This window comes from Photorhabdus kayaii, assembly GCF_025384895.1.
GTDB lineage: Bacteria > Pseudomonadota > Gammaproteobacteria > Enterobacterales > Enterobacteriaceae > Photorhabdus > Photorhabdus kayaii.
This window is the reverse complement of the sequence record NZ_JAJAFZ010000023.1, coordinates 41,157-63,673: the sequence shown is the minus strand read 5'-3', so window position 1 is coordinate 63,673 and position 22,517 is coordinate 41,157. Positions and strand designations below refer to the sequence as shown.

At 42.4% G+C, this 22,517-nt stretch carries 23 protein-coding genes; 15 read left to right on the top strand and 8 right to left on the bottom strand.

From position 1 onward, the window contains the following. Positions 1 to 108: 108 nt before the first annotated feature. The 4 genes from LGZ98_RS10950 to LGZ98_RS10935 all read left to right on the top strand — a co-directional run bounded on the left by LGZ98_RS10950 (position 109) and on the right by LGZ98_RS10935 (position 2,694). Complete coding sequence (locus tag LGZ98_RS10950; RefSeq protein WP_113043725.1) at positions 109 to 540, top strand: DUF29 domain-containing protein; 432 nt, start codon at positions 109 to 111, stop codon at positions 538 to 540. 456 nt (positions 541 to 996) lie between these two features. Further along, positions 997 to 1,146 (top strand): hypothetical protein, encoded by a 150-nt coding sequence (locus tag LGZ98_RS10945; protein WP_262978075.1) that lies wholly within the window; start codon positions 997 to 999, stop codon positions 1,144 to 1,146. After that, a complete protein-coding gene (locus LGZ98_RS10940) occupies positions 1,103 to 2,116 on the top strand; it encodes an SPM autocatalytic domain-containing protein (protein WP_262978074.1) in 1,014 nt (337 codons plus the stop codon). The genes LGZ98_RS10945 and LGZ98_RS10940 overlap by 44 nt, the downstream gene beginning before the upstream one ends. A 77-nt stretch (positions 2,117 to 2,193) precedes the next feature. Beyond that, a complete protein-coding gene (locus LGZ98_RS10935; protein WP_228957274.1) occupies positions 2,194 to 2,694 on the top strand; it encodes a tetratricopeptide repeat protein in 501 nt (166 codons plus the stop codon). A 193-nt stretch (positions 2,695 to 2,887) separates the two neighbouring features. Here the strand turns inward: LGZ98_RS10935 and LGZ98_RS10930 are convergent, their stop codons facing one another. Then, positions 2,888 to 3,988: a glycerol dehydrogenase gene (locus LGZ98_RS10930; protein ID WP_113043722.1), complete on the bottom strand. Its 1,101-nt coding sequence runs from the start codon at positions 3,986 to 3,988 to the stop codon at positions 2,888 to 2,890. A gap of 385 nt (positions 3,989 to 4,373) precedes the next feature. Beyond that, on the bottom strand, positions 4,374 to 5,048 hold the full coding sequence (locus LGZ98_RS10925; RefSeq protein WP_113043720.1) for a 7-cyano-7-deazaguanine/7-aminomethyl-7-deazaguanine transporter: 675 nt from the start codon (positions 5,046 to 5,048) through the stop codon (positions 4,374 to 4,376). Positions 5,049 to 5,235: 187 nt separating this feature from the next. Between LGZ98_RS10925 and tusA the strand changes: the two genes are divergently transcribed. After that, complete coding sequence (gene tusA / locus LGZ98_RS10920) at positions 5,236 to 5,490, top strand: sulfurtransferase TusA (RefSeq protein ID WP_113043719.1); 255 nt, start codon at positions 5,236 to 5,238, stop codon at positions 5,488 to 5,490. Positions 5,491 to 5,582: 92 nt separating this feature from the next. On the opposite strand, the gene LGZ98_RS10915 is transcribed toward tusA, so the two are convergent. The 5 genes from LGZ98_RS10915 to rsmD all read right to left on the bottom strand — a co-directional run bounded on the left by LGZ98_RS10915 (position 5,583) and on the right by rsmD (position 10,103). Continuing rightward, entirely contained in the window at positions 5,583 to 5,762 is a 180-nt protein-coding gene (locus tag LGZ98_RS10915) for a hypothetical protein (RefSeq protein ID WP_158536604.1), read from the bottom strand. Between the two features lie 6 nt (positions 5,763 to 5,768). Then, the gene (locus tag LGZ98_RS10910) at positions 5,769 to 8,054 is read right to left on the bottom strand and encodes a zinc/cadmium/mercury/lead-transporting ATPase (protein ID WP_262978073.1); all 2,286 of its coding nucleotides are present in this window, start codon (positions 8,052 to 8,054) and stop codon (positions 5,769 to 5,771) included. Positions 8,055 to 8,198: 144 nt separating this feature from the next. Further along, the gene (locus LGZ98_RS10905; RefSeq protein WP_113043717.1) at positions 8,199 to 8,825 is read right to left on the bottom strand and encodes a lysoplasmalogenase; all 627 of its coding nucleotides are present in this window, start codon (positions 8,823 to 8,825) and stop codon (positions 8,199 to 8,201) included. A gap of 388 nt (positions 8,826 to 9,213) precedes the next feature. Beyond that, a complete protein-coding gene (locus tag LGZ98_RS10900) occupies positions 9,214 to 9,495 on the bottom strand; it encodes a DUF1145 family protein (RefSeq protein ID WP_112878263.1) in 282 nt (93 codons plus the stop codon). Positions 9,496 to 9,518: 23 nt separating this feature from the next. Beyond that, the gene (gene rsmD, locus LGZ98_RS10895) at positions 9,519 to 10,103 is read right to left on the bottom strand and encodes a 16S rRNA (guanine(966)-N(2))-methyltransferase (RefSeq protein ID WP_113043716.1); all 585 of its coding nucleotides are present in this window, start codon (positions 10,101 to 10,103) and stop codon (positions 9,519 to 9,521) included. Positions 10,104 to 10,261: 158 nt separating this feature from the next. On the opposite strand from rsmD, the gene ftsY reads away from it, so the two are divergent. The 5 genes from ftsY to LGZ98_RS10870 all read left to right on the top strand — a co-directional run bounded on the left by ftsY (position 10,262) and on the right by LGZ98_RS10870 (position 15,563). Next, positions 10,262 to 11,482 carry a signal recognition particle-docking protein FtsY gene (gene ftsY / locus LGZ98_RS10890; protein ID WP_113043715.1) on the top strand — a complete coding sequence of 407 codons (1,221 nt, stop codon included), beginning with the start codon at positions 10,262 to 10,264 and terminating at the stop codon, positions 11,480 to 11,482. 6 nt (positions 11,483 to 11,488) lie between these two features. Then, positions 11,489 to 12,154, top strand: a complete 666-nt coding sequence (gene ftsE / locus LGZ98_RS10885) for a cell division ATP-binding protein FtsE (protein WP_113043714.1) — start codon at positions 11,489 to 11,491, stop codon at positions 12,152 to 12,154. Further along, the gene (ftsX, locus tag LGZ98_RS10880; RefSeq protein ID WP_112878267.1) at positions 12,147 to 13,121 is read left to right on the top strand and encodes a permease-like cell division protein FtsX; all 975 of its coding nucleotides are present in this window, start codon (positions 12,147 to 12,149) and stop codon (positions 13,119 to 13,121) included. Before ftsE ends, ftsX begins: the two co-directional genes overlap by 8 nt. 341 nt (positions 13,122 to 13,462) lie before the next feature. Next, a complete protein-coding gene (rpoH, locus tag LGZ98_RS10875) occupies positions 13,463 to 14,320 on the top strand; it encodes an RNA polymerase sigma factor RpoH (protein WP_113043713.1) in 858 nt (285 codons plus the stop codon). A gap of 103 nt (positions 14,321 to 14,423) precedes the next feature. After that, positions 14,424 to 15,563, top strand: a complete 1,140-nt coding sequence (locus LGZ98_RS10870) for a glycerate kinase (RefSeq protein ID WP_113043741.1) — start codon at positions 14,424 to 14,426, stop codon at positions 15,561 to 15,563. Here the strand turns inward: LGZ98_RS10870 and panM are convergent. After that, positions 15,551 to 15,949: an aspartate 1-decarboxylase autocleavage activator PanM gene (gene panM, locus LGZ98_RS10865; protein ID WP_113043712.1), complete on the bottom strand. Its 399-nt coding sequence runs from the start codon at positions 15,947 to 15,949 to the stop codon at positions 15,551 to 15,553. The two genes, LGZ98_RS10870 and panM, sit on opposite strands and share 13 nt — an antisense overlap. Before the next feature lie 395 nt (positions 15,950 to 16,344). On the opposite strand from panM, the gene LGZ98_RS10860 reads away from it, so the two are divergent. From LGZ98_RS10860 to livF, 5 genes are all read left to right on the top strand, one after another. Then, the gene (locus tag LGZ98_RS10860; RefSeq protein ID WP_113043711.1) at positions 16,345 to 17,457 is read left to right on the top strand and encodes a branched-chain amino acid ABC transporter substrate-binding protein; all 1,113 of its coding nucleotides are present in this window, start codon (positions 16,345 to 16,347) and stop codon (positions 17,455 to 17,457) included. A gap of 61 nt (positions 17,458 to 17,518) precedes the next feature. Continuing rightward, positions 17,519 to 18,445 carry a high-affinity branched-chain amino acid ABC transporter permease LivH gene (livH, locus tag LGZ98_RS10855; protein ID WP_113043710.1) on the top strand — a complete coding sequence of 309 codons (927 nt, stop codon included), beginning with the start codon at positions 17,519 to 17,521 and terminating at the stop codon, positions 18,443 to 18,445. Then, a complete protein-coding gene (locus LGZ98_RS10850) occupies positions 18,442 to 19,719 on the top strand; it encodes a high-affinity branched-chain amino acid ABC transporter permease LivM (protein ID WP_113043709.1) in 1,278 nt (425 codons plus the stop codon). The genes livH and LGZ98_RS10850 overlap by 4 nt, the downstream gene beginning before the upstream one ends. After that, positions 19,716 to 20,489 carry a high-affinity branched-chain amino acid ABC transporter ATP-binding protein LivG gene (livG, locus tag LGZ98_RS10845; protein ID WP_113043708.1) on the top strand — a complete coding sequence of 258 codons (774 nt, stop codon included), beginning with the start codon at positions 19,716 to 19,718 and terminating at the stop codon, positions 20,487 to 20,489. Before LGZ98_RS10850 ends, livG begins: the two co-directional genes overlap by 4 nt. Positions 20,490 to 20,491: 2 nt before the next feature. Then, entirely contained in the window at positions 20,492 to 21,193 is a 702-nt protein-coding gene (livF, locus tag LGZ98_RS10840; RefSeq protein WP_113043707.1) for a high-affinity branched-chain amino acid ABC transporter ATP-binding protein LivF, read from the top strand. The last annotated feature ends 1,324 nt before the right edge of the window (positions 21,194 to 22,517 follow it).

Sequence of the window (22,517 nt, the reverse complement as noted above, 5' to 3'; positions counted from 1 at the left end):
TGAATGGGCTGTTAATCGATTTTAACGATAAACACACTGTTTTGACGGTATGCCAATAATCTGCCAGACTCATAATTTGTACAGTTGTATATACCCAGTGGAGGAACCATGACGACACGTTATGACAGCGACTTTTATGGTTGGACGCAGGAGCAGGCAGGTTTGCTTCGTTCCGGTGATTTGAGCCAGTTGGACAGGGAAAACCTTTCGGAGGAAATAGAAAGTATGGGAAATAGCCAAAGAAATGAGCTGGAATCTCGTCTTGAGGTACTGTTTCTTCACCTCCTAAAATGGCAATTCCAATCTGAACGGCAAGGTCGGAGCTGGAAGCTTACGATTGAAGAGCAGAGAAGAAAAATAGCCCGTCGTCTTAAAAAAAATCCCAGCTTAAAGTCAGAACTTAGTGAAATTTTCTCTGATGCTTATGGTGATGCCATTATTGCAGCGGAGAGGGAAACTAATATTAGGCGTAGTGTATTTCCTGAAACTTGCCCTTGGACATTTGAGCAAATAATGGATGAAAATTTTTGGCCTGAATAGACTCGATAAATTTGTTTTTTAACGCACTGATTTTGAACAGTGCGTTTTCTCGTTGCTCAACAACTCGGGTGATTGATTCTCACTTCATTGCAAGCAGTATTAACAGAAATTACTTTTTTCGGTGGATACTCATTGGATTAGCCAAGATTATCCTTTTTCATTTTAATGACCTTTGTCGTATCAATAATTACAGAAAAATTCATTGTGATCGCTGTGGCTATACTCAAGGCAACAGTAGGAGCCAAAATAGTAACGGAAGGAAAATGCTAATAGTTTTAATTTCTTATCGAAAAATATAATAATAAAGATAAAATATTAGCAAATTATTAATTTGATTTTTTATATAAATTTATAAAATTTCGGTAGTGATATTGATAATTATTTCTATTTGCAGTAAATTGTATTTTCTTTAATTTATCAAAGATAATCATGGAAGTTTTCAATAAGGAAATAACTATGCCAAGTAAAGACTATGGGTTAGTTGATAAAGTTTTTAACGAAAATTTTAAAGGAATGCATGTAGAAACAATAACAGTAAAAATAGCGCCTTCAGGTACTAAATATGCTAATGCGTCAGGAGACGTTAGCAAATCATGTATGGGTTGAATTTCAGGGTGAATCAATCGGATGGGGCTTGGGTGATAATAAGCAAGTAGGAGGAGTTGAGAACATAACTTTTAGAGATTCAATTGCATACGATAAATCAAAAGTTTCCAGTGTTACATATCCAATATATTCAGAAAGTGTGGTTCATAATATGAGAAATTACATTTCTGATTTAAAAAATGGAAATTTCTATGATTTTAAGCCGAATTATAACCTCCTTACTAATAACTGTATAGATTTTGTAAACTCAATTCTTCGAGTTTCACATTATGATAATGATAAACATGGTATAGATTTCATTCAGGAATTACGAGGAATGAGTCCAAATGCCGTATTAGATAATCTTGAAGAAATTGTTGAAGATCAGAAAAGTATAGAAACACCACTTATTATTGATTTAACTGGCGATGGTATTATTACCATAGCGGAAAATGGTTCTATACATTTTGATCATGATAATGATGGTATTGTTGAAAGTTCAGGATGGATAGAAGCCAATAATGCATTTCTGGTATGGGATAAAAATGGAGATGGAAAAATAAATAACGGAAATGAGTTGTTCGGGAATAATTCTATATTAAAAAATGGAATCAAATCAGCAAATGGGTTTGCTGCATTAGCAGATCTTGACGATAATTTTGATGGTATTTTTGATCAAAATGATAGTCTATGGAATTCATTAGAGTTATGGATTGATGCCAATAAAGATGGTATAACTGATAATGGAGAATTGTATAAATTAAGTGAATCAGGAATCTTTGCTATAAATCTTACCTATAAAGAAAATGGATTCAAGGATATCAATGGTAACATTCATGGATTGGAAAGCTCAGTGCTCTGGAATAATGGGAATACGACTAAGATAGTGGATGTGTTTTTTACTGTGGATAAAAACATACCGATGGAATCACTAAATTCAAATGTTGACATAATAGGTATAAATGATACTTTTAGCGAGATTATATTATGAGTCATTTTTTTGTAAAAAATAAGAAATATTTTCTCTACTCAATGTTCTTTTTTTCTTTTATTGTTCAGAGTTCAGACATGAACATACAAGATACCCCATCGATTGTCTTCAATCATTCAGATGATTTTTTATCAGAATTCTCTATTCCAATGCCTAAAAATGAAGATGAATATCATGCATTAGTAAAGAAAGCAAATAGTGGTAATGTAGATGCAAACTGGATGCTTGCTGTAATACAACAAACAGAAGGTTATCGTCAAGAAGCCAGTGAAAAATATAAGTTATCTATATCAAGAAATGATAAATATAAGTTAAGATCTATGGTTAATTTGGGATTTATTTTAGAGGATGAAAATAAATACTCAGATGCGAGAGCACTTTTCGAATTGGCTGGAAAAAGTGGATATTTTGAGGGCTATCGCACTATTGGAACAAATTATTTAAATGGGATTGGTGTAAATCAAGATTTTAATAAGGCAAAAGAGTATTTTAATAAAGGAAGTCAAATTGGGTGTCATGAATGCACATTTCTTATTAATAATTGGAGTGATGTTATTAAATTGAAAAAATCAGAATAGTAAATTTATATTTTGGGATAACCTGCTAGTACTTAAGTGAGATCTTTTCAGGAAGAAAAATTTGGGAAGGCAGAATTCTTAATATGGCGGCAGGTTCCGTTTGATGAACGAGACTTCATTAAAACAAATAATTGGATAAAAATCAGTGCCTTGCCAACAATTTGAGCGGGCAATTTGCCCGCTCTTGTCAAACTTAATACAGCCAGTCGCGTCCCATCCGGTCAGCAGCCATAATAGCGGCGTACACTTTTTCCGGTGTCACTTCAAAAGGCATGTTGTGAATGGTTTCGTCCTCGGCACAACTTGCTTTTGCCACTGCCATCACTTTTTCTTTCAGTTTTTCACCATCTTTTACTCCAAGTTGATCCAGAGTAACCGGTAGTCCCATCTGTACACAGAAATCAAGGAAAGTGTCCAATTCTTCATTTGGGCTATTTTCCAGTATTAGTTGAACTAATACCCCGAAGGCGACTTTTTCGCCGTGGTACATGTGGTGGCATTCTTCCAATACGGTAAAGCCATTGTGTACGGAATGAGCGGCGGCTACACCCGTATTTTCAAAGCTCAGGCCGCTTAAGTAAGTAATAGCTTCGATGACATTTTCCACCGCAGGTGTACTGACGTCTGTTTCAACAGCCAATTTTGCTTTATAGCCTTCTTCTAACAAAGTTTCGTAACAGAGATGAGCGAGGGCTATTGTGGTACGGGATATCGCACCATCTGTCATTCGAGGTTTATGGCCGACTCCATAAATGCGGGTTTCGAAGTAAGTTGCCAGCGCATCGCCAATTCCGGCAATGAAAAAACGGGTTGGGGCTTTAGCGATAATGTTGGTATCGATTAGGACAATATCTGGGTTTGTTGGGAGAAACAGATAGTCTTCATATTTGCCATCATCGCTGTAAATAACAGAGAGAGCACTGGTTGGGGCGTTAGTGGAAGCGATAGTGGGAGCAATCAGAACCGGCAATCTGGATTCGTAAGCGACCGCTTTTGCGGTATCTTGTACTTTGCCGCCACCGATACCAATAACGGCTTGGCATTCATGTTGTTTAAGAATGTCAGACAGGCGTTTAATCTCATTCCAACTACATTCGCCGCCAAACACTTCAAAATGACGAGTGATTTCATGCTGTTCCAGGCTGCTATGAACAGTATCTCCCACCAATTTCATCGCGGAGTTACCGATGATAACCAAAACGTGGTCGGCGATAGTTTTTGTGTATTTACCAATATGGAGCAGGGCATCAGGTCCCTGAATATATTTGGATGGGGATTGAATAATTTTCAGCATAAGAATATTCCTTTTGTGGAAACTCAATGTCTGTTTGTCGCATCAATTTTCCTAATGAACAAGGAGCAAAATGTGACAGACTGGTAAACTATCTTCGGATGAAAAAAGTACTTAAATTACTTCACAGACTAACACCATCTATAAAAATTAATGGTTGGTTATGGATAAATAAAGTTGTTATGCCCATTTTGTCGTGGGAAATGTGTGTTTTTTTGATCTATACCCGGATCTCTGTACTGGAACAGGCCCTTTTTCTTCATAGCTGCGTTTGGGGAAGCTAGTGGGTTGGACAGGTAAAAAGCGGACAGAGTGGCAGGTATTGCTTTACCGATCTCTTAATCAGGCGATCTGATTAAGAGACAGCTATCGGTTGGGTGTATAAAAATCAGCGAACTTGAATGTGGCTATTATTAATTTGATAGTTAAAGAAGTACTTGAGAATCAGGTTCAACAAAATGCCGTAAGCTGGCAAGAAAAAGATTAAATAAATTAATAGCTTAAAGCAGTAATCGACTAACCCAATCTCGATCCAGTTAGCGGCCATGAAAGCATCGGTACTGCGATAGAAAGCGATAGAGAAAAAGGCTAGGGTATCAAGTAAGTTGCCGAAGAACATCGCCGCTGCGGGAGCGACCCACCAATTGCGTCTCCGGCGCAGACGATTGAAGACGTATACATCCAATATCTGCCCAAGGAAGTAAGCCATAAAGCTGGCGCAGGCAATACGGGCAACAAAGAGATTGAATTCAAGTAGCGCGGTAAACTCTTGCCACTCTCCTTGGAAAAATAGGGCAGAAATTATATAAGAGATCAGCAATGCGGGGATCATAACGGTGGTAATGATCCGCCTTGCCAGTGGTGCGCCGTAGATACGAACCGTCAAATCTGTTGCAAGGAAAATAAATGGAAAAGTAAAGGCTCCCCAAGTGGTATGAAAACCGAAAATAGAGACGGGTAGCTGCACCAGATAATTACTGGAAATAATAATCAGAATGTGGAATAACGAAAGCCAAATTAAAGCGATAGCACGCTGTTGTGTAATCGTAGTTGATAAAAACATATTGTACCTTTTTTGAAATATGGGGTGAGGGAACCCAATGAAAGATCTGCCGTTTTAACTGACGGCACCTCACATGATATGTCGGTTGTGCACGAATTCAAAATGCCGGTATGTAAAGTTAATTTTTGCTGGCTTTTTTATAATATAATTCGGTCTAATAGACTGACTGAAATTGTAGAGATAAGTTATGCCCGATGTGTTTACTCATCCAGACCAGACCCTTGATACACAAGGGCTTCGCTGTCCTGAACCAGTAATGATGGTGCGGAAAACTGTGCGTCATATGGAAGCAGGGCAGATGTTATTAATTCTTGCTGATGATCCGGCAACTACGCGTGATATTCCCAGTTTCTGCCATTTTATGGAGCATCAACTGATTGCGCAAGAAACGGAACAAATGCCTTACCGCTATCTGGTTCGGAAAAAAGAGAGTCAACTCTGAATTGAATATAACAGCCAAGTTGAGAAATGAACGCTTTTACTTTTTACCATGCCTTCGAACGTCAATGAGTTTTCACCACTGAATTTATCTTGCTATAGCACAGGATATGAGCTGGAAATAAGACTCATATCCTTAATATACCCGTTATCTTTCAAGCTGCCTCTTTGTTGGCTGCACTCACTCACCCCGGTCACATAGTTCGCTATGCTCCCGGGGATTCGCTCCCTTGCCGTCGCGATGCATCTTGAAATCCATAGGGTATAGCTAGGCAATTTTCGTTATTTCAGCTTAATCCTCAATAACCTTACCGCGTTTGCCGTCACAAGAGCGGTTGCGCCAGAATCCGCCAGTACTGCCATCCACAAGCCTGTAATACCCAATAGGCTAGTGATAAGGAAGATCCCTTTTAGCCCCAAGGCAATAGCAATGTTTTGACGGATATTATTGTGCGTTGCGCGGGAAAGGGTGATGATTTCCGACAAACCTGTCAGACGGTTGTGAGTCAATGCTGCATCTGCGGTTTCCAGAGCGACATCGGTACCGCTTCCCATCGCTACACCGATACTGGAAGCTTTCATTGCGGGTGCGTCATTGATGCCGTCACCGACCATCATTGTGCTGTGATCTTTATTCAATGCAATGACCGCTTTGACTTTATCTTCTGGCATTAACCCGGCGCGGAAATCTATCCCTAACTGACCGGCAATTGCAGTTGCTGCACGTGGGTTATCCCCTGTCAACATCACCGATTTAATACCTTGATCTTTCAGTAAACGGATAGCATCAATTGCATCTTGACGTAACGTATCTTGCATCGCGATAAGGCCAGTAAATTGTTCATCATGCATCACGGCAACAACGGTTTTACCGCAATCTTCTAACTGAACAATTTTTTGTTTCCAATGCTCAGATAACGTGTTTGCTGGCAGTTTTCCGGGCGCACTGACGAGAATACGTTTACCGTCCAACTGACCTTCAACACCAACACCCGCCAGCGCTTTACGGTGTTCAGCTTCGGTAATACTAACGTTTTTACTTTCTGCATATTGCAAAATGGCTTTAGCCAGTGGGTGGTGGGAGCCGCTTTCTACTGCGGAAGCCAAAGTTAATAACTGGGATTCGCTGATGTTTTCTGCTGGTTGTATATCTGTGACTTGTGGTTTACCGGCGGTCAGCGTACCGGTTTTATCAAAAGCGATAGTGGTGATTAGTCCCAGTTGTTCCAGTGCCGCACCACCTTTAATCAAGGCACCTCGGCGGGTTGCTGCTGCAAGGGCAGAGGTAATTGCGGCGGGTGTGGAAATCACTAAAGCACAAGGGCAACCGATCAGTAGCAAAGTAAGACCACGGTAGATCCATGTGTCCCAAGGTTGGCTGAATACAGTAGGTGGAATGATGATAACCAACGCAGAAAACAGCATAATCAGCGGAGTGTAAATCCGGCTAAAACGGTCAATGAAACGCTCAATCGGTGCGCGGCGTTCTTCGGCTTCTTCAATCAGTTGCAGAATACGGTCAATGGCATTGTTGCCCTGTTCGGACAGCACTTTCATTTGGACTGCACGATCCACGGATAAACAACCTGCCGGAACTTTTTCTCCTTGCATTCGTTCAACCGGAATAGATTCGCCTGTCAGTGCACTTTCATCAAAGCTAGCGAATGAATTGAGTAATTCGGCATCAGTGGGTAAACGTCCGCCTGGAGCAATCTCGATGATATCGCCAGGGCGAAGGTCTGAAACTGGGACAGTTCTTTTTTCACCATTTTTTATCAGTAGAGCCTCTTCCGGCACCAGTGCCATCAATGCGCTAACCCCTCGACGAGCACGGCCGGCAGCATAAGCTTCCAGCATTTCACCCAGCATAAACAGCAGTAGTACCATTGCTGCTTCAGCGGTGGCGTCAATAAACAGTGCGCCAATGGCGGCAACACTCATCAATGTTTCAATGGCGAATGGCGTGCCTGATCGTATGAGCTGCCAGGCTTTGGTGACAATAGGTACCAATCCAATCACGGTGGTGATGATAAAGGCAATACGGCCAAATGAGGGATTGATGTGAGAGATTCCCCAACTTATCAGCATCATCAGTGAAAGAGTGATGATTGGGGCAAATTCTTTCCAGCGGCTGCTTTTTTCTGCTTTCTGACTTGAATCGGAATTGCGTAGAGTAAATCCAGCCTGATTAACGGCTTGAATAACGGCTGAACGTATATCGGTATCCGCATCCACAACTAGTTTTTCTGTTGCGAATAGAACCTTGGCTTGTTTCACTTCTGGAATTTTGCTAACCGCGGTTTCAATTTTACGGGCACAACTTGGACAATCCATACCATTAACCACCCAACTGAAACGTTGGTTTGCCAAAAGCGCAGGTGCTTGTGTCTCTTGTGTATCATGGGAAGGGTGATGCTTATGTGAGCAAGCCTTACCATGTTCATGTTCATGATGATGTAAATGTTCACTAACTTGTTTAGCCTGATCTGAACAAGTAGTCGTCGCGCAACAGCTTCCATGCTGGTGGTTATGTTGATGAGCACTATTTTTGTTTGAATTTGAGTACATGGACTCCCCCTGAATAGAGTTAACTCAAAGATAATGATTAAACTCTACACTTTGGAGCCTACTCCAGAGTCAATAAAAAGAAAAAATAAAGTTGTCAAATTGTACGACTGAGTGCTGATATCTATTTTCAACTTAATCTTTTTATTAAAGATAAATAGAACGAATAATCAGAAAATGGCCGATAAAATAACAGGTTGCTACAATCGCCTTAGAAGATTTGAACTGGAAACGGTAATGGTTAATCAACCAGACACTATGTGACAGTAACAACAAGATAGTGCCTGCTAACAGGGAGAAACCATACGCTGTATTAAGGGAGAAATATTGTTCACCTGCCATCCACACCATTATCAGGAGCATGACAATTGAGGCAACGACTAGCCAGCGCATTTCCTCCAGTTTATTCCAAATAACCAGCAGAATAACGGAGCCCAGAACCAGTAAAATTAATGGCAGCGGGAAGAAGAAACTGAAATTCATCTGCATTACAAAGCTTATCGTGTAGAGCAGATAACAGAGGAATAATGTGCTTAGGGAGAGTAGTGAATACTTACTGGGGAGCATGCGCAGAGCATCTGATATTAAAGCAGTGAATAACCCAAGACAGATTAAATAACCTGAAATATGCAGCTCAGGCGCTTGCCATGCCCACAATAACAACAATAGCAGAGTGACTGGCCTGAATAGCCATCTTTGCCAGTTTGGACCACGGTAAGCTGCATCAACATACAACCAACCAGAAAGAAATACTGCAATAAATGGCCAGCTCATCTTTGTTCCTTAAATAAGTAATGGATAAGGGTTCTACTCTTTTACTATCAAAATATAGACTTAAATAATAGAGATTGGTTTAAGTATCTGTGCGGAAATAGGCAATAAATTAAGAAATGATTTATCTGTTCAGCAAAGAAAGCAGGCAATAAGTTGTGTTGAGACAGAATTCTGAACGCCCTCCTCATAACCGGAAAGAGGAATGAAATGAATCATTCCTCACATAATTGTATATCCTATGGATTTCAAGATGCATCGCGACGGCCAAGGAGTGAATCCCCGGGAGCATAGGTAACTATGTGACCGGGGTGAGCGAGTGCAGCCAACAAAGAGGCAACTTGAAAGATGACGGGTATATATACTTTCCGGGTGTTGGGGCGTGTGTCTACTATTTGAGGTGATGGCTTTTCTCTTTCCGTTGTTTTTTCTGCATTGACAGTAGTTCAAAAACACCAAAAAAGAAGATCTTGGTTTGCATCAGGCTAGAGAGTTTTTGGTCTTTGGGCTGACTGGTTTTCAGAAGCAGCATTTGAAATGCATGCATGACCACCATGAAAATCATGGCGACATCCATAAAATACTTCAATGGTTTTGGAAATGGATGGATCAGGTTAAAGATCAGAAATCCCCAAACGCAGATCATTAACAGTTTGCCCAATTGAATAAACATCAGTGTATACTCCAAAGTAAGCGTTATGCAGGTAAGTAACGGATATAGAGCCGGTATGCGACTTGTCCGGCGACTTTTTCACGATGAAGTTGCCAGTTAACAGGCACATCAATCGCCATTGATTCAGATTCAGCCTCAACATAAATCCAGCTTTCATCTGCCAGCCAATTTTGCTCTTCCAACAATTTTATAGTTTCGCTAAGCATTCCTTTACGAAAAGGAGGATCAAGGAAAACGACATCGTAGGGTTTTCCTGATTGGGATAAATAGGTTAATGCACTGTCGTTAATGACCTCGGCGTTTTGGGTACTGAGCAGATCCAAATTCGCGGAAAGCTGTTTGGCTATATTACGTTCATATTCAATTAGGGTAACTTGGGCTGCATAACGAGAAAGCGCTTCTAATCCAAGTGCTCCGCTTCCTGCATAGCAATCCAAGCAGTGTGCTTCCTGAATAACTGGGGCTAGCCAGTTAAATAGCGTCTCTCTGACACGATCTGTCGTTGGACGTAATCCAGGGCTATCCGGTACAGGTAATTTTCGGCCTCGCCATTTTCCGCCAATAATGCGGATTTGTCCCATCGATTGCCGTTGTGATTTCTTTGCCATAATTTGCGTAACAGTTGTTAAGACTTACAGGCATTAATTTACCATGAAATTCATGATTGATATGTGTTGAGCTATTACGAAAATGTTAGACTGTTTCTAATTTCGTTATTATTCCTTGTTGTAACGCCATGATTTAACCTTGAGGAGAGCAGTGGCTAATGGCAAAAGAGAAAAAAAGAGGCTTTTTCTCCTGGTTCGGGCGTGGCCGTCAGGAAGAGCAGCAAAAAGAAGAACAATTGGCGGCGGAGCAGGCGGAACAGCAACGTCTTGCCGAGGAAGCTGCAAGGTTGGCGGCGGAGCAGGCGGAACAACAGCGTCTTGCCGAGGAAGCCGCAAGATTGGCGGCGGAGCAGGCGGAACAACAGCGTCTTGCCGAGGAAGCCGCAAGGTTGGCGGCAGAGCAGGTACAAACTGAACAGACAGAGCTAGTTATATCAAAAGAGCAAGAGCGTCCGACTAAAGAGGGCTTTTTCTCTCGCCTGAAACGCAGTTTGGTTAAAACTCGTCAGAATTTAGGGTCCGGTTTTCTTAGTCTATTCAGTGGCAAAAAGATCGATGATGACCTATTTGATGAATTGGAAGAGCAGTTATTGATTGCTGATGTTGGTGTCGATACTACCCGTAAAATCATTAGCAGTTTGACAACACATGCCAGCCGTAAAGAGCTAAAAGACGCAGAAGCGTTGTATGCCAAACTGAAAGAAGAGATGTCTGGTATTCTGACTAAAGTGAATAAACCCTTGGACATTGAAGGAAAAACGCCGTACGTCATTCTGATGGTTGGTGTTAATGGTGTTGGAAAAACCACGACAATTGGTAAATTGGCGCGTCAATTTCAGGCACAAGGTAAATCTGTCATGCTGGCAGCCGGAGATACTTTCCGTGCAGCCGCCGTTGAACAGTTACAGGTGTGGGGGGAACGTAACCATATTCCGGTAGTGGCGCAACATACTGGCGCTGATCCCGCTTCTGTGATTTTCGATGCTATTCAGTCAGCTAAAGCCAAAGGTGTCGATGTCCTGATTGCAGATACCGCAGGTCGTTTGCAAAATAAATCTCATCTGATGGAAGAATTGAAGAAGATTGTCCGAGTGATGAAAAAACTGGACGAAAATGCTCCACATGAAATTATGCTGACATTGGATGCCAGTACCGGTCAGAATGCGATAAATCAGGCTAAACTATTCCATGAAGCTGTTGGGTTGACAGGCATCTCATTGACAAAACTGGATGGTACTGCCAAAGGTGGAGTAATTTTCGCCATTGCTGATCAGTTTGAAATTCCTATTCGTTATATTGGGGTTGGTGAAGGAATTGAAGATCTACGGCCATTTAAGGCAGACGACTTTATAGAGGCACTTTTTGCCCGAGAGGATTAATTACCTATGATTCGCTTTGAACAGGTCAGTAAAGCTTATCTGGGGGGACGGCAAGCCCTGCAAGGGGTGGATTTTCATTTGCGCCCTGCGGAAATGGCATTTCTAATCGGTCACTCAGGGGCAGGTAAAAGTACCTTGCTGAAACTTATCTGTGGCATTGAGCGGCCTAGTGCCGGACATATCTGGTTTGCCGGTCATGATATCAGCCGGTTAAAAAGCCGTGAGGTACCTTTTCTACGTCGTCAAATTGGTATGATTTTCCAAGATCATCATCTGCTGTTGGGGCGGACGGTATACGATAATGTGGCAATGCCACTGATTATTTCAGGTGCAAGTTCTGAAGATATCCGTCGTCGGACTTCCGCTGCTTTGGATAAGGTTGGTCTGCTGGACAAAGCGAAAAATTTCCCAATTCAACTTTCAGGGGGAGAACAACAACGAGTTGGCATTGCTCGTGCGGTTGTGAATAAGCCGACTGTTTTGTTGGCGGATGAACCTACCGGTAATCTGGATGGTGAGTTGTCAGAGGGTATTTTACGACTGTTTGAAGAATTTAATCGGGTTGGGGTGACAGTGCTGATAGCGACCCATGATATGGCACTGATTGAAAGACGGAAATATCGTATTCTGACTCTGAGCCAAGGCCGTATGGCGGGAGAGCATCATGGTTAAAAATGTGCGTAAGGCAGCGGGGAAAGTAACAAGATCGAAAAGTAAAGTTTTACAAGGAGGATGGCGTGAGCAGTGGCGCTATGCTTGGATGAATACGTTGACAGATATGTCGCGTCAGCCGTTGGCAACTTTGTTGACCGTGATGGTGATTGCTATCTCCCTGACATTACCAAGTGTTTGTTACATTGTGTGGAAGAATGTCAGCCAGGCTGCGGAGACATGGTATCCCTCCCCTCAACTGACGGTATATCTCGATAAATCACTGGATGATAGCAGTGCTCAGAAATTAATAAGTGAGCTGAAAGCACTTGATGGTGTGGATAATGTCAACTATCTCTCACGTCAGGAAGCAATGACAGAATTCCGCGCCTGGTCTGGCTTTGGTAGCGCACTGGATATGCTGGAAGAGAATCCGTTGCCCGCGGTGGCTATTATCACACCGAAAATCGATTTTCAGAGTTCACAGACGCTGACCACGCTGCGTGATAGAGTTTCTCAGGTTAAAGGTATTGAAGAAGTTCGGATGGATGATAGCTGGTTTGCTCGTCTGGCGGCGCTGACAGGTCTTATCGGTCAGATTGTGACAGTAATCGGTATTCTGATGATCGTTGCGCTGTTTTTGGTCATCGGTAATAGTGTGCGTCTCAGCATCTTCAGTCATCGTGATACGATTAACGTGATGAAGCTTATTGGTGCAACGGATGGCTTTATTTTGCGCCCGTTCCTCAATGGTGGTGCTTTGTTAGGGGCTTTGGGGGCAATTTTATCGTTAATTTTGTCTGCGCTGTTGGTGTGGAAACTTTCTGATGTTGTCACACAGGTTGCCAGTGTATTTGGCACGACATTTAATTTACATGGGCTTTCATGGGATGAGTCCCTGCTGCTAGTTTTGCTCTCCGCAATGATTGGTTGGGTCGCTGCTTGGTTGGCGACAACTCAGCATTTGCGTCATTTTACGCCAGAATAAAACGGTAATTTTCGATTTTCTTCTGTGTAGAATTAATTAAAAAGGTGCTTGTACTCTCCCGGTGAACCTGGCGGGCGCTTTTGTGAAATGGGATTAATATTTGTCGGGGATAGTACAAATAAAGGTAGTTGCATAAATATAAAACTATCTGTTATTTTTTGTTCTGTGGACCCATTATCGGGATGGTCGGTACTGAAATTATTACTCTTCCACGGATCTGTAACTTGAATATGCACATTCTGGTGATAGACTGTACCGCTGTATGTTGAACGTAGGTTCTCATATACACTGATGTAATCTAATCCATACTAACGATTTGAGCCTTATTTGAGAGGATTTGAATGGCCAAAGAAATGCAAACCTTAGCGTTAGTTCCTCAAGGAAGTTTAGAGGGCTATATCCGTGCCTCTAATATTTATCCAATGCTGACAGCAGAGGAAGAGAAGGAACTGGCTGAAAGGCTGCATTACCAGGGAGATCTGGATGCAGCTAAGAAGCTGATTCTGTCTCATCTGCGCTTCGTTGTTCATGTCGCTCGTAGCTATGCTGGTTATGGGCTACCTCAGGCGGATTTAATTCAGGAAGGGAATATTGGCCTGATGAAAGCAGTACGTCGTTTTAACCCGGAAGTAGGGGTGCGTCTGGTTTCTTTTGCCGTCCACTGGATTAAAGCTGAAATCCATGAATATGTACTGCGTAACTGGCGTATTGTTAAAGTTGCAACAACTAAAGCACAGCGTAAGCTGTTCTTTAACCTGCGTAAAACTAAACAGCGCTTAGGGTGGTTCAATCAGGACGAAGTAGAAATGGTCGCCAAAGAACTTGGTGTGACCAGTAAAGATGTGCGTGAGATGGAATCTCGTATGTCAGCGCAGGATATGGCGTTTGATATGTCTGCCGATGATGATAGTCAGGAAGGTCAACCGGTTGCGCCAGTGCTGTATCTTCAGGATAAAGCATCTGATTTTGCAGACGGCATTGAAGAGGACAATTGGGAAAACCATGCGGCTGATAAATTATCGGTAGCGATGGAAAGTTTAGACGAGCGCAGTCAGGATATTATCCGTTGCCGCTGGTTAGATGATGACAATAAATCTACCCTGCAAGAACTGGCGGATAAGTATGGTGTTTCTGCGGAGCGTGTACGTCAGCTTGAAAAAAATGCCATGAAAAAATTGCGTGTAGCCATTGAGGCATAAATAGAGTGATTTTGCGTTAATGCATTCGCAATGAATAAATTAAAAAGGCGATAATGGTTTATCGCCTTTTTTGTTTTATTTTTCATTGTTGTCATCTAATCCTATGAAAATTGTTATTGCGCCTGACTCATTTAAAGAAAGTCTCAGTGCCTTACAGGCCGCTGAAGCGATAGAGCAAGGATTTCGGGAAATCTATCCACAAGCAGAATACATTAAATTGCCGATGGCTGATGGCGGTGAAGGTACGGTTGAATCGATGGTTGCAGCCACCAATGGGAGAGTTGTACACCTGTCGGTTACTGGTCCGTTAAATCAGCCGGTGGATAGCTTTTTCGGCGTGCTAGGTGATGGAGAAACCGCTGTTATTGAAATCGCGGCGGCTTCTGGCTTACATCTGGTGCCGATGGAAAAGCGTAATCCGCTGATAACCACGACTTATGGTACCGGCGAGCTGATGTTGGCTGCTTTGGATCAAGGTGTCAGAAAGATAATTTTAGGCATTGGTGGTAGCGCGACTAATGATGGCGGTGCCGGTATGATGCAGGCGTTGGGGGCTTGTTTGCTTGATTCTGATGGTAAAGCGTTGGAAGCTGGCGGGGCTGCGCTAAGTCGGCTCGCTAAAATCGATCTTTCTGGTTTGGACGTTCGTTTGAGTCGGACTGAAATTATCGTTGCCTGTGATGTGACTAACCCATTATGCGGCGAGTTTGGTGCATCTGCTATTTTCGGGCCACAGAAAGGAGCGACACCAGAGATGGTGAAAGAGTTGGATGCAGCCTTGCGCCATTATGGTGAGAAAATTGAGTTACTGACCGGCATTAAGGTCATTGACGTACCGGGTGCAGGAGCAGCAGGGGGAATGGGCGTTCCTTTACTTGGTTGGTTGGACGCTAAATTGCAACCGGGAATTGATATTGTTATCTCCACGCTGGAATTGGAAAAGGCAGTACAAGGCGCTGATCTGGTTATTACTGGTGAAGGCCGAATGGACAGCCAGACTATTTACGGTAAAACACCGATTGGTGTTGCTCGTATCGCCAAAAAGTATGCTATTTCAACCATTGCATTAGTTGGCAGTATAAGTCAGAACTATAGCATCGTTCATGAGCACGGATTGGATGCCGTTTTCTCAATTATGCCCGGCGTTTGTTCTCTTTCTGACGCTCTTGCTTGCGGGCATGAGAATTTGAGGGTGACTGCCCGCAATGTGGCTGCGGTCTGGAAAATGGGTCAGCTAGAATAAGAATTTGATTTGGGATCGTAGTAAAAACCACAGGCACTCATAAAACCTTTTAATGCTGGTTCGTTAGCATCGGAGAACCCTTCAAGGCTTAACTTCCACTGGTTAATGGTGGGATGCTGAGCTTTTATTTCATTTATCAGATATAAACCCACTCCCCGGCGGCGTGTTATTTCACGGACACATAAATCTTTAAGCAGGCCGGATTGATCACTGAAAGTCACTTTTACTGCGGCCAGTAATCTATCATTAAAACGAGCAGCGAACAGTTTATTTCCGTTTTTTAGATGGATTTGCCACTGTTCAGGTATTTGCTGAGGCCAGATTTTTTTCAGATCAATCATATCTTGTGCGGACAAAACAGTAAGTTGTTCAATAGTTAGCTTCATGGTTTTTCCATATCAATTTTAGTTGCATAGATCGATAGAGTGGAGTGTCGCGTAACCGCTTTTATACGTTACTGGAAAAATGTTTTTAACATGATCGATATTTCGAGTTAAAGATTGCTTTACTAATATTTAACCAGAATATCACACTATGTTTTGTCTAAATTCCAATCAACTTTGGCGGTATTTTATGCTGTAATTAATGCTTTTATCTACCTTGTTAATTTGATTTTAAGCATGAAATGCTATTTTAATAGCATGAAAAATAAAATCTTATTCATAAAAATTACTTTATCTAATCAGCGATCACAAAAGATCACGGTTATCCCATTAGATAATCGGAGATCTAAAAGGTAAACACAATAAATTAGACCAATAACGACACGGGGATAAATAAAATGAAAGTCATAACAGGTAAAAACCTATTAGCCGGCTGTATTGTCATGATGATGAGTTACTCACTGTGGGCACAAGAGATCAACGTGGCGATTGTGGGGGCAATGTCTGGTCCAGTTGCGCAATATGGTGATATGGAATTTACTGGCGCACGTCAGGCGATTGCAGATATCAATGCTAATGGTGGTATTAATGGTAATAAGCTGGTGGGGGTTGAATATGATGATGCGTGTGACCCGAAACAGGCTGTCGCTGTCGCGAATAAAGTGATTAATGACAACATTCGCTATGTTATCGGCCATTTATGCTCTTCCTCTACTCAACCGGCATCTGACATCTATGAAGATGAAGGTGTCATTATGATTACACCAGCAGCAACCAATGCCGATCTGACAACTCGTGGTTACCAAATGATTATGCGTACTACCGGGCTGGATTCTGATCAGGGACCAACGGCAGCGAAATATATTGCTGAAAAGATTAAACCTCAGCGTATAGCTATTGTTCATGATAAACAGCAATACGGTGAAGGGTTGGCTCGATCTGTTCTCGATAAATTGAAAAAAGCGGGAGCCAATATTGTCTTGTTTGAAGGCGTTACTGCTGGTGACAAAGACTTTTCGGCTCTGGTTGCCCGCCTGAAAAAAGAGAATGTGGATTTTGTCTATTTTGGTGGCTACTACCCTGAAATGGGGCAAATTCTGCGTCAAGCTAAACAGGCTGGTCTGAATATTCGTTTTATGGGACCGGAAGGTGTAGGTAACTCCTCGCTATCTAATATCGCCGGAGTTGCTTCTGAAGGAATGTTAGTCACCCTCCCTAAGCGTTACGATCAGGTACCGGTGAACAAAGCTATTGTTGAGGCGATCAAAGGTAAGAAAGGTGATCCGACAGGTCCGTTCGTCTGGACAACCTATGCTGCTCTGCAATCTCTGGCTGCGGCAATGAACCGTACCGGTAGTATGGAACCGATTGATTTGGTGAAAGACCTGAAAGCGAATCCAGTAGATACCGTAATGGGAACACTAAGCTGGAATGCCGTTGGCGATCTAAAAGGGTTCGAATTTGGTATTTTTGAATGGCATGCAGATGGTTCTTCTACTTCTGTGAAGTAAAGTCATCAGAACAGTCGTCAGCTTCTGTTTGTCAGGAGCTGTTATTCCAGAGGTACAAGGTATGTCAGAGCAATTTCTCTATTTTTTACAACAGATGTTAAATGGAGTGACTCTGGGTAGTACTTATGCATTGATTGCCATTGGTTATACGATGGTTTATGGCATTATCGGGATGATTAACTTCGCTCATGGTGAAGTTTACATGATTGGTAGCTATGTCTCCTTTATTGTGATTGCGGCTCTGATCATGATGGGCGTTGATTTGGGCTGGTTGCTGATTACTGCGGCTTTTTTAACATCAATTGTCATTGCTGCTGCTTATGGTTGGAGTATTGAGCGAGTGGCTTACAGGCCAGTTCGTCATTCCAAACGCTTGATTGCGCTGATTTCGGCGATTGGGATGTCTATTTTCTTGCAAAACTATGTCAGTCTGTCACAAAGTTCTCGCGATCTGGCATTGCCTAGCCTGATTACCGGGCAGTGGGTATTAGGCGAAAGTGATGGATTTTCTGCCAGTATTAGCGCAATGCAACTGACCATCTGGATAGTGACATTTCTTACCATGCTGATATTGACAGTATTCATTCGCTACTCCCGTATGGGACGTGCCTGCCGTGCTTGTGCGGAAGATCTGAAAATGGCCAGTTTGTTGGGGATCAATACTAACCGAATGATTTCCTTAACTTTTGTTATCGGTGCAGTTATGGCTGCAATAGCCGGTGTTTTGTTGGGGCAGTTCTACGGTGTAATAAATCCGTATATCGGTTTTATGGCAGGCATGAAAGCTTTCACCGCAGCAGTATTGGGAGGAATTGGCAGTATTCCAGGGGCGATGATTGGTGGCTTGATTTTGGGAATTTCTGAAGCCTTAACTTCTGCTTACTTGAGCACAGAATATAAAGATGCCGTTTCTTTTGCTCTGCTCATTGTTGTGCTGTTGTTTATGCCGACTGGAATCTTAGGCCGTCCAGAGGTAGAAAAGGTATGAAACATGCTAATTGGGTGAATGCCATTATCGCCTCAGTCGCTTTATTTGTGTTGTCTGCCTTTATGATGGGGATGCAGTTGTCGCTGGAGGGTACGAAGTTGGTCGTCCATCGTGCCGATGAAGTGCGATGGTTATGGATTGGTATTGGCTGTGCGGTTGTTTTTCTGTTCCAGCTATTGCGTCCGGTTGTTCAGCAGATAATGAAGAAAGTACCGATTAAAAGCTGGTCGTTGCCGGATTTCGATGGCTCAACCAAAGGACAAAAGTTACTGGCAATATTGGTCATTATTACTGCAATTTTCTGGCCGTTTATTGTCTCCCGTGGTAGTGTTGATATTGCTACACTGACGTTAATTTATGTCATGCTAGGGTTGGGTTTGAATGTCGTGGTTGGTTTGTCGGGGTTGCTGGTGCTTGGGTATGCAGGTTTTTATGCTATCGGTGCTTATACCTACGCTTTGCTAAGTCACTATTACGGATTAGGGTTTTGGCAGAGTTTGCCGCTGGCGGGGTTAACGGCTGCTTTATCGGGGTTGTTGTTGGGCTTTCCGGTATTGCGATTGCGAGGTGACTATCTGGCAATTGTTACGCTTGGTTTTGGTGAAATTGTTCGCATTCTACTGTTGAATAATACTGAAATAACCGGTGGCCCGAATGGTATCAGCCAGATCCCAAAACCGACTTTCTTCGGGCTGGAATTTAACCGAAGTGTGAAAGAGGGTGGTTGGGATACTTTCCACAATTTCTTTGGCTTGAAATACGATCCCAGTGATCGGGTCATCTTCCTTTATCTGGTGGCGTTACTGTTGGTAATACTGACAGTATTTATTATTAATCGACTACTGCGTATGCCATTAGGTCGCGCATGGGAAGCGCTGCGTGAAGATGAGATTGCTTGCCGCTCTCTTGGTCTGAGTCCAACCCGTATTAAACTGGCTGCGTTTACTATCAGTGCGGCATTTGCCGGTTTTGCGGGTACTTTATTTGCTGCCCGGCAGGGTTTCGTCAGCCCAGAGTCCTTCACTTTTTCTGAATCTGCTTTTGTGCTGGCGATTGTGGTACTCGGAGGGATGGGCTCACAGACTGCGGTGATTCTAGCCGCCATTTTGTTGGTGGTTTCCCGTGAGATGATGCGTGATCTGAATGCCTATAGTATGTTGCTGCTAGGGGCAATGATGGTATTGATGATGGTTTGGCGTCCGCAAGGGTTGCTACCGACAAAACGCCGTCATGTCAAATTGGAACGACAGGTACAGGGAGGAAAGCAAGCATGAGTACAACACCATTATTGCAAGTTTCCGATCTGACCATGCGCTTCGGTGGCTTGCTGGCGGTTAATAACGTTGCCCTGAGGCTAAATCAGGGTGAAATTGTTTCTCTTATTGGCCCTAATGGAGCAGGGAAAACCACGATCTTTAATTGTCTGACAGGATTTTACTGTCCGACAAGCGGTACGATAAAGCTGCGGGAAAAACATCTGGAAGGGTTATCTGGGCAGGCTATTGCTCGTATGGGTGTTATCAGAACATTCCAGCATGTGCGGTTATTCCGAGAGATGACGGTGATTGAGAATCTATTAGTGGCGCAGCATCAGCATCTTAAAAGGGGCCTTTTTGCCGGCCTTTTTAAAACGCCGGCATTCCGCCGGGCAGAATCTAAGGCCGTAGATTGGGCCATAACTTGGTTAGAACGGATTGGTTTATTACCACTGGCAAACAGACAGGCAGGTAATCTGGCATACGGTCAGCAACGGCGTTTGGAGATTGCTCGCTGCATGGTGGTTCGCCCGGAAATTTTGATGCTGGATGAACCTGCTGCGGGTCTGAATCCGAAAGAGACAGAAGAGCTTAATGCTTTAATTGCTGAACTAAGGGAACATCATCAAGTTTCTGTATTGCTGATTGAGCATGATATGAAATTGGTGATGGGAATTTCAGATCGTATCTATGTTGTTAATCAGGGAATGTCTTTGGCGCAAGGGAGGCCAGAAGAGATTCGTAACAACCCGGATGTTATCCGGGCATATCTGGGCGAGGTGTATTAATTATGTTGGAATTTAAGCGGGTATCCGCCCACTATGGGGAAGTTCAGGTGTTGCATCAGGTTAGCCTGAATATTCAGCAGGGAGAAATTGTCACTCTGATTGGTGCAAATGGCGCAGGAAAAACAACATTGCTCAGCACCTTATGTAGTGAACCCAGAGCAACTGAAGGTTCCATTATTTTTCGTGGTCAGGATATCACCCAATGGTCGACATCTCGTATTATGCGTGAGGACATCGCGATTGTTCCTGAAGGTCGCAGAGTGTTTGCTCGTATGACAGTGGAAGAGAATTTGGCAATGGGCGGCTTTTTTGCTGATAAGACTCAGTATCAGCGGCGCATTGAGCGGGTTTATGATTTATTTCCGCGTTTACAGGAAAGACGTAACCAGCGGGCTGGAACGATGTCCGGTGGTGAACAGCAAATGTTGGCAATTGGCCGCGCTTTAATGAGCCAGCCACAATTATTGTTGCTGGATGAGCCTTCATTGGGACTGGCACCGATAGTTATCATTCAGATTTTCGATACTATACAGCAGTTGAGGGAAGAGGGGATGACAATCTTTTTAGTTGAACAGAATGCAAATCAGGCATTGAAATTGGCTGACCGAGGATATGTATTGGAAAACGGTAAGATCGTACTAGAAGACAGCGGGTCTGCATTATTGGTTAATGAAGCTGTGAGAAATGCGTATTTGGGAGGATAGAGGCGTATTCTTTTTCACAGGAAGGGAATTAAGATGGTTGATTATCCTCGTAGTACTGGGAAGGTTGTTTTTCCCAAGGTGAGGATGCCATTAATAACGCTTTAAGTCTGGTATTATCTGGGGGCGCGGCAACGAGTGTGGTTTCAAATGCTTTGAAATCTGCCCTTATTTTTTTCTGTGTTTTTTCGTCATATTTTAAGCGATATATACCCAATGGATTTCAAGATGGATCGCGACGGCAAGGGAGCGAATCCCAGGGAGCATAGGTAACTATGTGACCGGGGTGAGTGAGTGCAGCCAACAAAGAGGCAACTTGAAAGATAACGGATATAGTTTATTGGTGGAGTAATGGAAGGTTAATTAATTGTATTCAGCATATTTGAATAGCTAAAATCTACAGTCAAAATTATTTTGTTATTATGAAGTTGATTTATTTATTATCATTTTAACATTGCGAGTGAATTTGTGAATTATTACAGTCACTGTATAAAGGTGAAATTGGAAAATAAAAATAGAATCATATAGTACTATAGCAACCAATATTCATATTATTAATCTCAGGTGAATAACGTAATGCCAATAATTCCCATTTTAATATTTTTGTATGTGTTGTTTATATCTCATATAATTTTATTAACTCTTAAATAATAGTGATTTCATTGAAGAGGGGCATTGACATGAACTTTATCTCTGCTATAGTTTTTATATTATTGTGATTTTTTTAGATATGTCTCATTAATAACTTACTTATAATATGGATATATTAATATTCTGATGAGTTATTGTGGTATGTAAAGTCCACGTAATATATTGGGGAATTAATTTTCAAAGGTAATATACCCTATGGATTTCAAGATGGATCGCGACGGCAAGGGAGTGAATCCCTGGGAGCATAGGTAACTATGTGACCGGGGGGAGCGAGTGCAGCCAACAAAGAGGCAATTTGAAAGATGACGGGTATAGTAGTTCTATGATAGTTAAAGAGTATCTTTAATTAAGTGGTAATGCTGTTTTTGAAAATATTTATATGCAAGTTGAGTATATTTTATTTAAATTTTAATGAGGAAAATAAATATGTCTAGAATAACCATTGTTATTGTCATTGGGCTCGCCTGGAACATCTCGATATAGGAAGTTTTATGTTGGTGAAAGCCACTATATTGCAGGGATATATTTGTCCAGTGATTACAACCCATTAGCTGGTCAGGCAGCAAATATTGCTGTATCTTATCAGTTGATAAATGATGATGAAAAATAATAGCTTTTAACAAGGTATATTTATGTACGTAGAATGTTATTAGCTATCTTCTTTATTTGATGCAAT